This window comes from Acinetobacter sp. YH12099, from assembly GCF_013419195.1.
In the GTDB taxonomy this organism is placed as follows: domain Bacteria; phylum Pseudomonadota; class Gammaproteobacteria; order Pseudomonadales; family Moraxellaceae; genus Acinetobacter; species Acinetobacter towneri.
Genome location: NZ_VPAP01000007.1, coordinates 106,852 through 118,029, shown reverse-complemented (window position 1 = coordinate 118,029; position 11,178 = coordinate 106,852). Strand labels below are relative to the sequence as shown.

Genomic DNA, 11,178 nt, shown 5'->3' with positions numbered 1-11,178 from the left:
TACTCACCCGTCCGCCGCTAGCTCAGTTACCGAAGCAACCTCGCCCGCTCGACTTGCATGTGTTAAGCCTGCCGCCAGCGTTCAATCTGAGCCATGATCAAACTCTTCAGTTAAAATCATTTTGAAGTTTTAATCTAAACTTCCAAATCTGGCTCATCAATTTTCTGACTTAAATTTCGCTCAAATAAACTTCGAGTAATTTAAACCAATCAATCAATCAATGAAATATTTTCGATCAATCAATCAGTAAAAATCCACACAAGTTGTTCTTCATAATCTCTTAATGATCTTCTCGATGCTTCGTCAGCATCAAGCTAGGTCGGCTATATTACGCCTTATTTCTAAAGTGTCAACTGGTAATTTAAATTATTTTAAACTTTCTTTCTAAAACCCAACTTAATCAAGTTTAACCAAGTCATTGTTTTATCAGAAGTTTTAATCTTCATCACCGCCGATGGATGTGCATTATAGGGCAAATATTTCGCCATGCAACCCCTCTTTTTAAGTTTTATCAGTTTTTTAATCCAAACGGTTAATTATTCAGCAAAATACTTCACTTTTCCACAAAATACTGTTTATTTCTTTTTCTTGATCATAAAAGGTTCAGGATTCATAACTACATCTGGCATTTTTTCTGGCTGATCATGTTCCTGCCATTTCAGTGCGCGGCAGTCGATATATTCACAATAGCCTCCTTCTCCTTGTTGTTGATCTCCATTTATAGCCAACTGATATTGAAAACTTCCGACATAACCTGCTGCAGCCCCAAATTTAAAATCACCACGACTCTGCGCCTGTAAATGAATTGAGGTGCCATCTTCATCTTGATAACGCCATTCAAACTCACGTGGCAAATACATACACTGACCTGTTGGCGTTTTTACTTTTGGATAAACCCGTTGAATATTAAATTGTACTTGCCCATCAAATACCCGAGTTTGCTCCGTGTTCGCATTTCGCAGATAGATTCGAGATTGCAAAATTCGATTCAACACATCACGACTTTGTAGCAATATCATTTGTTGCTGATGATTCAGATTAATCACTTGATAGCAAAAAAATGCCACAGCGAAATAAGGAAACTGGATTGAGCGGGCAAACTCAAAACTACCCAATTGCTCAATCTGAAAATGCTGATCTTTATAGCGTACACTTCCCTGACACTGACACAGCAAAGACCAATGTTCTGCCAAATTCATTCGCAATTTAGTGAAATATGAAATTGTAGAGCTTGTGGTGATCTTTAAATCAAAGCTAAGTTCGCTATCTTCACGTTGAATATGAAATTGCGGAAAGTGTCCAGTAATGCGCTCTTTATTGGCAAACTGAAAATACTCTGCAGTAAATACGCAATCATGTTGTATTGAATAATGATTGGACTGCCCCACCATGTGTGGGCTGCTACTACAAAGAATACTGGCTGTGTCTAAAGCTGAGGTTGTAATCACATTTTCAGGGCGCAGCATTGCGGTATTTAGGCTGCCCAATAAACCAATAAAGTTGAGATAATGTAAGGGTGCAGGCAAATTAGGAAGAATTAAGCCCTGATAGATAAATTTATAATGATGTTTTGGGGCGTGATAAGGCAGTTTGGCGGTTGCCGCAGGAGTTTGATTGAGTTGTTTGGAACGATCGAGAAAATCTTGAAACAGCTGCATATCAAACTCCTTGTGAGTTGATGCTTTTATGAAAGCTTAATTAACTCACTGCATTTTTTCTTGCCATAAAAGTGGTCACAAAACCTGAAAGTGCATAAATAATTGAAATCACTAAAATTCCAACAGGAATATTATAAGTCATGGCTGCAAGGATAAATACTGCGATTGGCAATACAAAAAACGGCACACGCTTACGATCAAAGGTTTTAAATGAATAATATTTAATATTGGAAATCATCAACAATCCTACTGCAATAATAATCACAGCATTGAGGATTTGTAGACCAATTTCACGAATATCATACAGTTCAGGAAAATCCCGTCCTACCCAAACCAGCGACACGATAATCAGCGCAGCCAAAGGACTTGCAACACCAATAAAGTAGCGTTTATCGACCACACCAATTTGCACATTAAAACGCGCCAAACGGAATGCGGCACAAGCCGTATAAACAAAGCAAGCCGCCAAGCCGATACGACCTAAATCATGCAAACTCCAGCTATACATCAAAATCGCAGGTGCAACACCAAAGGCGAGCATATCGGATAATGAATCAAACTGTTCGCCAAATGGACTTTGCGCACCAATCGCACGTGCCACACGACCATCTAAACCATCAAACAATGCTGCTAGAAAAATGGCATAAATCGCTTGGCTAAATTCGCCATTCATACTGGCAATAATGGAGTAAAAACCCGACAGCAAGGCTGCCGTGGTAATCAGGTTTGGCCACAGATAGATACCACGACGTTTCACCTTTTGCCCTTCACGGGTATGTTCTTCTTCCACCACTTCAAATGTAATTCCGTCATGCTCAAGATCACGGGAACTATATTCTCCTTCGGGTTTGGATGTGTTTGTCATTATTTTGTGTCCTAACTGTAACCTGAACGTCTATTTAAATTTTTTATTCGCCAACTAACCAACGCACTGCAGCATGTCCACCATGTTCTTGCATACGCAAGTGCGGGAACAACCATTGCAGGGCTTCATCTGCATCTTCAGAGAATTTCCATGGTGGATTAATCACCAATAAACCACAACCGTTTAAGCCCACAGGAGTATCGTCAGGCCACACACAAATTTCACAAATGAGTTGACGGCGAATACCTGTTTTAAACATTTTCTTTTCAAAACGTTCAATCATGGCGCGGTCTTTAATTGGATACCACACCGCAAATACGCCTGTTGGCCATTTTTTATGTGCAGCTGCCAATAATTCAACCAACTGAGGGAAATCTTTACGTTCCAATTCATACGGTGGATCAATCATCACCAAACCGCGTTTTTCTTTTGGTGGAATGACGCCCAATAAACCTTCGTAAGCATCACGCTCATGTAAACCTGCGCGTTTATCACGAATGTTATGACGCAATTGCTGGAATACATCGCGCTGCATTTCAAAAATAGTTGCTTTGTCGATGTCACGCATACCTTGTAAAGCAAACCATGGCGAACCGGGATATGCACCTTGCCCATCCGTTTCACGCATTGCTTCAACCAGTTTTAAATACTGCTGTACGCCTTCTGGTGCCTGACGTTTGATTGAATCATCTAGTTTCACTAAACGATGAATACCATTTAAAAATTCGCCCGATTTTTGTGCAGGTGCTAAAGATAAGTCATATTTACCCGCACCGCCATGTGTATCGACATAGCGATAAGGTTTATCTTTGGCATTTAAACGTGTCAGAATTTGCAGCAATAAAACATGCTTCATGACATCGGCAAAGTTGCCCGCATGGAAATGGTGACGATAATTCATGTTTGGTTCATTCCTAAAATCAACCGACATTTTAGCATGAAAAAAAGTTTCATTCAGGAGCTTGTATTCCTCTAAAATAATCAGCTTGTCTTGCATTTTGTCTGAGTATCTATTTTATGGACGCCACACTGCTTCCAAAATCTTGGAATATTGATCAAATTCTTGAAGATTTAGATTTGCATGGTTTTGCTATGCTGGATGATGCCTATTCACCTGAATATCAACAACAGGTTCTAGCAGAGTGTAGTCAAAATTTAGATCAATTTCGTGAAGCAGCCATACAAAATGGTGTGATCAGCAAAATTCGCAGTGATCATATTTTATGGATTCACGAAGATTTAAGCTTTGCCCAACAACATACCCAAACCCTTTTGGCTTTGGCTGAACAATTCAATCAGGCATTTTATTTAGGGATTCGTGAGGTCGAAGCACATTTTGCCAGCTACCAAGCAGGTTCTTTTTATGCCTTGCACCGCGATAACCCACAACAAAAAAATGATCGGGTGATTTCTGCTGTCTATTATTTACACCCTGAATGGCAGACAGATTGGGGTGGACAACTACGTTTACAAGACAAACATGGAGCATGGCAAATTATAGAACCACGCCCAAATCGGATTGCAATTTTCCAAAGTGATTTATTGCACGAAGTTTTGCCTGCGACACAGCAACGTCTTTCCATTACCGCATGGCTACGCAGCGGCAATCAACTTTGGTAAAAACAGACCGCATTTTTCAGACTATTGGCTTTAAAACTGTAAATTTGCCCCGATGTAGAGCAAATATTGCTATCAGGAATTCACCCATGCGCAACTCGACTCAACAGCTTATTCAACGTATTGGGGAAACCGACCAACTTTTTTTACAAGGCAATACGCCTGAATTGGCATTAGAACGTGCCGATTTACGCTTACAATTGGTGAGTTTGAGCGAGTTACGCCAAGAACAGATTTACTTTTTGCAAGAAGCCATTGTGCTGTTGGAACAAGGTCGGATTGAATTTGAAGAAATACCGTTGACGCTGTATATCAACTTGTCTTTGCATTTAGCCAAAGCCTATATGATGTATTTTGAGCTGACCCGCGATGCAAAATACGCCTTAATTACTCAACAAGTTTTAAAAGCCATGACTCATTATGCACATGGAGATATTTTCTTTTTCTTGGCCTATGCCAGTGCCAGTAAAAATGAAAGCGCACTGTGTCGCCACTGGTTAGGTAAGTACAGTAAAACTGCCGAATTTGATTTGGAACTCTTACAAATTCACCCTGCTTTTAACGCCTATCAAACAGAAGTCTGGTTTAAACAAATTCTCAAAAGCAGAATGCATTAAAAAAACGCCTCGTTCTGAGGCGTTTTTAATGAAAACATATTAAATATGACGATGACTTAAACCTAAACAGCTTGTAAACGATAAGCATCTAAATGCAATTGTTGATTGAGTTCATCAATCCAAATGGCCCAATCATCGTCTTGTACCAAATGACTGATTAAAAATTCACGTTGTGATTTATTCCAAAACGGCGCTTCATGTAAATTAATATGTGCAGGTAATTGATGCGTACGTACATACAATTCAATGGCTGCAGGGCTGCTGGCTAAACCGAGTTGGCTGAATAACATGGCTAATGATGGAGTATTTTGCATGAGCACCTTGCCCCCTTTTATTAGTTTCGTTGTAATTCCTTATTCAACCAACTTATAACACTTTGTATAAAAAACCCAGTCTTCCGACTGGGTTTGTTGTATCTTTTTGTGAGCACGCAGTTTACTGGCGCTTTTTAGATGAAAAGTATTTGATTTAACTTAAAAACTTTTAACTTAAATACCGATTAAACACTCGGATGTTGATCACTATGTAATTGCTCATTTAAGGTTTCAATCACAATGGCCCAATCATCATCTTTTTTCCAATGGCTTTGCAAAAATTGGCGCTGCCCTTCCGTCCAAAACTCGGCACAGTGTAATTTGGTTTCTGCAGGTAATTGATGCTCACGAATAAATTGATCAATTGCTGCATCGTCAGCATCTAGACCCAATTGTTGAAATAACAGTTCTAAAGTCGGTTGTTGGTCAAACATGGCATCCTCCTTTGATTCGTCTTGTACTTTTAATGACCTTAACCTGCTTCGAGCCGCAATTCAGCAGCAGCCGAGTTGCAGCATGTTATTTTTTGTACGATGCGATATACCTAAAGCATCCCACTCAATATTCTTAACACGATGACAGGCAACAAAAAAGCCAGTCAATGTAAACCGACTGGCTTTCATCTACTTAAATTAAAAGTTAGCAACCTGTTAGTTTTTCAGGCTGTGGCTTTTCATTTGGAAAGAAGATTGGGCGCAATTTCACACCAATGGCATTCCCCATAAATGCAAATACTAGCCATAACCAACCATGCACACTGCCCGAAGCAATTCCGCTAAAGTATGCGCCAATGTTACAACCGTAGGCCAAACGTGCACCATAACCAAGTAATAAGCCACCTATAACAGCCGCAACCAGTGAACGGCGTGGAATATTAAAGTTCGGGGCAAATTTTCCAGCCAAACTTGCAGCAAGCAATGCACCCAACATAATGCCAAAATTCATCATAGAGGTGATGTCATGCCACAATGAATTTGCCAATGCTTTAGCATTGCCTGACTGCTGCCAATAATCCCAAGCGCTTACATCTACACCCGCAAAAACAGCAACTTTTGCAGCCCAAACTGCAAGCGCAGAAGTCACGCCCCACGGACGACCAGCCAATACCAAGGTAGCAAAATTCAGCAGCGTTAAAATAAGCCCACCCCAAATTAACGGCCAAGGACCTTTGAGGAAACGCTTCCAACCATGGTACTGACTTTGCGGCTCGACTTCTAAACTGCCATGACGTTTCTTTTCAAAAAACACGGTTGCGGCAGCAATCACAGCAAAAATAACAAAGCTTAGAATAAGTGCAGGAATCACCCCAAAACTTTCGACAATCGAGATTGGCGCCAAATGCGGCAGATTAAACCACCAATCTAAATGCGAAGTGGCAATCAGTGAACCTAAGCAGAAGAAAAATAGCGTAACCAACATACGCGCACTGCCACCGCCTACCGTGTATAGCGTACCCGATGCACAGCCACCCCCCAACTGCATGCCAATACCAAAAATAAAAGCACCAATCATGACCGACATCGACACAGGATTGACATTGCCCTTGACGGGATTGCCAAACAACTCACCTGCACCTAAAGCAGGAAAGAACAACAACACCGCCAAGCCCAGCATAATCATTTGAGCCCGCAAACCACGACCACGACGTTCTTTAATAAACACACGCCAGCTAGAAGTAAAACCAAAAGAGGCGTGATACAACGTCATCCCCAAAGCACCGCCAATCAAAAATAACAGCGCTTGATTCAGACCAACAATTTGATAGGCACCCAAGGTACCCACAATTAACAAGATAAAAGCCACCCAAACCGAAACATTCGATCTTTGGGAAGCTGCAACAATAACAGACATGGAAGAGAGAATTTGAAAAAGGAAACCCGCGTATTCTACGCAATTTCCCCTACGCTGTAGGACTGACTGCTTATTTTATCGCAGATAATTCATTCTTATATCTGATAATAAATATAAGTAAGTTTGATTTATAAGTCTTATTTTTATAAGAAATATGAACATAGAAAACAAAAGGCCAGTCAATAAAATTGACTGGCCTAACTCGTAACCGAGTTTTTAATTTAATCTAGAAGATTAAATTATTTAAGCATGTCAGCAATTGCTGCGCGCTCTTCTTCAAGTTCGTTTAACGTGAAGTTGATACGCTCACGGCTGAACTCGTCGATTTCAAGACCTTGAACGATTTTGTACTCGCCATTTTCGCAAGTTACAGGGAAACCGAACATTACGCCTTCAGGAATACCGTAAGAACCATCAGAAGGGATACCCATAGTTACCCATTCGCCGTTTGTGCCAAGCGCCCAGTCACGCATGTGGTCAATTGCAGCGTTTGCAGCAGAAGCAGCAGAAGATAAACCACGCGCTTCAATGATCGCAGCACCACGTTTACCAACTGTTGGAAGAAATACGTCTTTGTTCCATTCTGCATCGTTGATTTTGTCTTTTAAGCTTTCGCCGTTTACATTTGCAAAACGGTAGTCAGCATACATTGTTGGAGAGTGGTTACCCCAAACTGTCATGTTTTTGATGTCAGAAACTGCAACACCCGCTTTTTGAGCAAGTTGAGTTAACGCACGGTTGTGGTCAAGACGTAACATTGCTGTGAAGTTTTTCGCAGGAAGGTCTGCAGCAGATTTCATTGCAATGTAAGCATTCGTGTTCGCAGGGTTACCTACAACAAGAACTTTAACGTCACGGCTCGCAACTTCGTTCAATGCTTGACCTTGACCAATGAAGATTTCGCCGTTCACTTTTAACAAGTCAGCACGTTCCATACCAGGACCACGTGGACGTGAACCAACTAATAAAGCGTAGTCAGCATCTTTAAATGCAACTTTAGGATCATCAGTACCGATCATGCCTGCCAATAATGGGAAAGCACAGTCGTCAAGTTCCATCATTACGCCTTTAAGCGCTTGTTGAGCTTTCTCAACAGGAATTTCTAACAATTGAAGAATAACTGGTTGGTCTTTACCCAACATTTCACCGCTAGCGATACGGAATAATAAGCTGTAACCAATTTGACCTGCAGCGCCAGTCACGGCAACACGAACGGGTTGCTTCATGTAATTATCTCCAGTTGAGGATAGTCAATGCGATTAAATAGTCAGTCCATTTAATCTAATAATCATAAACGCGAAAGATTGTACTCCAATCATTCAGCGGATGCATGCAAAAGCGCATCAAATTCCACAAAAGTCTGATAGAAAATATAAATAAAATATTTCCAAAAGACTCTAAACCACAAATTTAATGCGCTCAAAAACCTAGTAAGAACCTTTAATCACAAACTGACTTGGGCAATTTGACCCAATGTTGGCAGCACACTGCTTATAGTGCCCTGCACTGTTATAGCAAATTTTGATTTCGGTTAAATAACTGCTGCCCTGATGATTCGAGCATTGAAAATGAATGCTTTTGGATGACATACCTGAGTTGGATTTTAAGAACAGGCTACGCAACTGACCCAGTTGTACGGTTTGAGTGTCTTGGCCCGTCAATACCGCAGGCACGTTAATCCGATCTGCATTGTTAATGATCATGCGGAAATACTGACTGGCATTCATAGGTACACACCCACCTATACCCTGCCAAAGCTGTACTCGCGCAGCATCATCGGGCATGACTCGCGCCACTACCTTCGCTTGTAGCGGCGGCAACTTTGCCGATGAATGGGTACTACATTCACGCGTCGCGACTTCAGGATATAAACCCTCAATATTCAGTGAGTAACCTTCCAAACATTTACGCTTTTTGCTTTTGGTAGAATCAATTAAACATACGGCTGGAGTCATTTGAACCGACATCACATAGCCTTGTACAGGAGCTGAAAATGCGTTTTGTGTACACATGACCAAAGCTGCACCACCCAAACTGAGCAATGCAAAATGAATTGGCTGCAAAATGGTACCCATCCTCATTTTCAATGATTCTGCCCCCTTAACAGTGATTCGATGACAAATGGCATGCTTGAGTATTCCACTAACTATGGTGTATTGCGTGATGGAATACTTTGCATACGACTACTCATAGATTGTCCGCCTTGACCTAACATCAATCCATAATGTGTAGCATTGGTCATGACGTGTTTTACATAGTCACGTGTTTCCAACAAAGGAATACTTTCCGTATATTGGTCTGCCGCAATTTGCTGAAACTCTGGCTGCCAACGGCGTGCGCGGTTTGGCCCCGCATTGTACCCTGCTGTGGCCAGCACAGGACTATTGCTTAATTGTCGCTGAATGGTCGACAAATAAAATGTACCGTAGCGGATATTGGTATTCATATCACTGAGTGCAGCAGGATTATAAGTTTCACCCATTTGTCGTGCAACCAAACGTGCCGTGTCTGGCATAATTTGCATGAGTCCACCCGCACCGACATGCGAACGTGCCGTAGTATTGAAACGGCTTTCTTGACGCATCAAACCATAAGCCCAAGCAGGGTCAATACCTGCATTTTGACTGTGGCTCACAACATAATTACGATGTGGCATCGCATAACGGTAACTATAGTTGTGCTTATTCACAGTACGATCTGCTGCATAAATGGCACGATCATACCAACCCATATCGGTTGCACGCTTAGCCGCTGCTAAAATCAAACCATCATCCTGTCTTAAATACGCCTGACGTACCGCCCAGTTCCATTCACGGTTGATATAATTGGCAGGTGCATTAATTTCACGCAAGGCAAAGGCACGGTTAAAGTGAATATCCTGATTTAAACGCTGTAAATCATTGCTTGTCGGCTGGCTATTTACTGGAATGGCATTGTAACGCTGCCCAAGACGATCTTTTGCTAATAAGTTGTGATAATCATCGCCCTGTGCCAACTGTTTATAAATATTTTGCGCGCTGCGTTTCGATGCTGCATCACCACGTTGTTCTGAGGCACGAGCCAACCAGTATTGCCAACGGTCTTCTTGTTTCTGAGTCACACTCATGCTGTCTACTGCACGAATCACACTTTCCCATGCACCAAAGCGGATGGCCTGTCGGGCATAGATTTCTGCTTCTTCGGGGCTAAATGGCAAGCCATAACTGGCATCTAAGGCGCTTAACACTTCACGGTTGAAATTATTTTTCATCACCGTGGTGCCACCAATATAGCCTACTGCACGGTGCAACGCTTTTTGTACGGCATCGGGTGTACCCTCTGCGCTCCGTTTTAGTGAAGACAAGGCCGAATCCAGATCACTGTCAGCCAAACGACCTATGGCATAAATTAAATAAGCGTGATCTTCATTGCTGGCTTTTGGGGCCGACCACAAATAATTCAGTGGATTGGCTTGAATGCTGTTCAATTGTGCCAAACTGATATTCATACCTAAACTTTGCGCAGTCGCTAAAGCGAGTCCTGACTGCCCTGCACGCAATTGTGCCCATAAGCGTTGCTGCTTATCTTGCTGAGTCATTAACGGACTCGACAGCATCATTCGTCCCAAACCTGTACAAGATTCAGGTTGCGTATTGGTATTCAGCCACACATCCTTAAACTCTGCGACCACCAAAGGATCACCCGAACGGATACGGACTTGTGCTATGGCACAGCTTTCGGCCTGATCGGCATTACTCACATAGGCAAGCACAGGTTGGGCACTGCTAAAATCGGCCTGCTTCACTTTTTCTTCGATGTAATCGGCTGCGAGTTTTTCTGCCATCGCCGATTGTGGATGACGCTGTGCAAACTGCACAATAGCACTGGCAGGTTGCATACCCAAATTGGTGTTCAATGCCCAGTATTCAGGATAGTAACCCAAGACATCATTTTGCATGGCATGCTGATACTGCTGCAATAAATCGACATCGCCTGAATTGGCTGCGCGCAGTGCATCATTAAACTGTTCATTTGCGGCATGCGTACCTGTCATTACGGCAAGCGAAACCAGACTTAATACAAGCTTTTTCGTTAATTTATTATTTTGTTTCATCATTTGCAGCATTCGCTTGCCTTCAGTCATTTACTTTTGCCTCGAGGTCCGCATCTCATCTTTAGGTTTAGTTTAATTAGTCTAGAACCGCAGTTGTGTTCTGTTATGTAACCTTCTGATTAGACACTATTAATCTTACAACTCATGTTCAAACAAATTTCTT

11 protein-coding genes and 1 rRNA gene are annotated in these 11,178 nt (G+C 41.9%); 2 read left to right on the top strand and 10 right to left on the bottom strand.

From position 1 onward, the window contains the following. From FTU39_RS06460 to FTU39_RS06445, 4 genes are all read right to left on the bottom strand, one after another. Nucleotides 1-113 (bottom strand): 16S ribosomal RNA (locus FTU39_RS06460); the annotation flags it as partial. A gap of 462 nt (nt 114-575) precedes the next feature. After that, nucleotides 576-1,658: a DUF6670 family protein gene (locus FTU39_RS06455; protein WP_104853049.1), complete on the bottom strand. Its 1,083-nt coding sequence runs from the start codon at nt 1,656-1,658 to the stop codon at nt 576-578. A 40-nt stretch (nt 1,659-1,698) separates the two neighbouring features. Beyond that, on the bottom strand, nt 1,699-2,523 hold the full coding sequence (pssA, locus tag FTU39_RS06450) for a CDP-diacylglycerol--serine O-phosphatidyltransferase (protein ID WP_004976213.1): 825 nt from the start codon (nt 2,521-2,523) through the stop codon (nt 1,699-1,701). 43 nt (nt 2,524-2,566) lie between these two features. Then, nucleotides 2,567-3,424, bottom strand: coding sequence for a 23S rRNA (adenine(2030)-N(6))-methyltransferase RlmJ (locus FTU39_RS06445; protein ID WP_026438537.1), 858 nt, complete (start codon nt 3,422-3,424; stop codon nt 2,567-2,569). A 116-nt stretch (nt 3,425-3,540) separates the two neighbouring features. Between FTU39_RS06445 and FTU39_RS06440 the strand changes: the two genes are divergently transcribed. Further along, entirely contained in the window at nt 3,541-4,143 is a 603-nt protein-coding gene (locus FTU39_RS06440) for a 2OG-Fe(II) oxygenase (RefSeq protein ID WP_179990503.1), read from the top strand. Nucleotides 4,144-4,229: 86 nt separating this feature from the next. Then, nucleotides 4,230-4,757 carry a hypothetical protein gene (locus FTU39_RS06435; protein WP_180051891.1) on the top strand — a complete coding sequence of 176 codons (528 nt, stop codon included), beginning with the start codon at nt 4,230-4,232 and terminating at the stop codon, nt 4,755-4,757. Nucleotides 4,758-4,819: 62 nt separating this feature from the next. Here FTU39_RS06435 and FTU39_RS06430 read toward each other — a convergent pair whose 3' ends face one another. From FTU39_RS06430 to FTU39_RS06405, 6 genes are all read right to left on the bottom strand, one after another. Continuing rightward, a complete protein-coding gene (locus FTU39_RS06430) occupies nt 4,820-5,077 on the bottom strand; it encodes a DUF2789 family protein (protein WP_026438086.1) in 258 nt (85 codons plus the stop codon). A 179-nt stretch (nt 5,078-5,256) separates the two neighbouring features. Further along, nucleotides 5,257-5,505 carry a DUF2789 family protein gene (locus tag FTU39_RS06425; protein ID WP_096901745.1) on the bottom strand — a complete coding sequence of 83 codons (249 nt, stop codon included), beginning with the start codon at nt 5,503-5,505 and terminating at the stop codon, nt 5,257-5,259. A gap of 205 nt (nt 5,506-5,710) precedes the next feature. Next, nucleotides 5,711-6,922, bottom strand: a complete 1,212-nt coding sequence (locus FTU39_RS06420) for a YeeE/YedE family protein (protein WP_180051890.1) — start codon at nt 6,920-6,922, stop codon at nt 5,711-5,713. A 239-nt stretch (nt 6,923-7,161) separates the two neighbouring features. Continuing rightward, nucleotides 7,162-8,148, bottom strand: a complete 987-nt coding sequence (locus tag FTU39_RS06415; RefSeq protein WP_168461095.1) for a malate dehydrogenase — start codon at nt 8,146-8,148, stop codon at nt 7,162-7,164. Between the two features lie 201 nt (nt 8,149-8,349). Then, a complete protein-coding gene (locus FTU39_RS06410) occupies nt 8,350-8,997 on the bottom strand; it encodes a ribonuclease I (RefSeq protein WP_180051889.1) in 648 nt (215 codons plus the stop codon). 71 nt (nt 8,998-9,068) lie between these two features. Beyond that, complete coding sequence (locus FTU39_RS06405; RefSeq protein WP_180051892.1) at nt 9,069-10,955, bottom strand: lytic transglycosylase domain-containing protein; 1,887 nt, start codon at nt 10,953-10,955, stop codon at nt 9,069-9,071. Nucleotides 10,956-11,178: the final 223 nt, after the last annotated feature.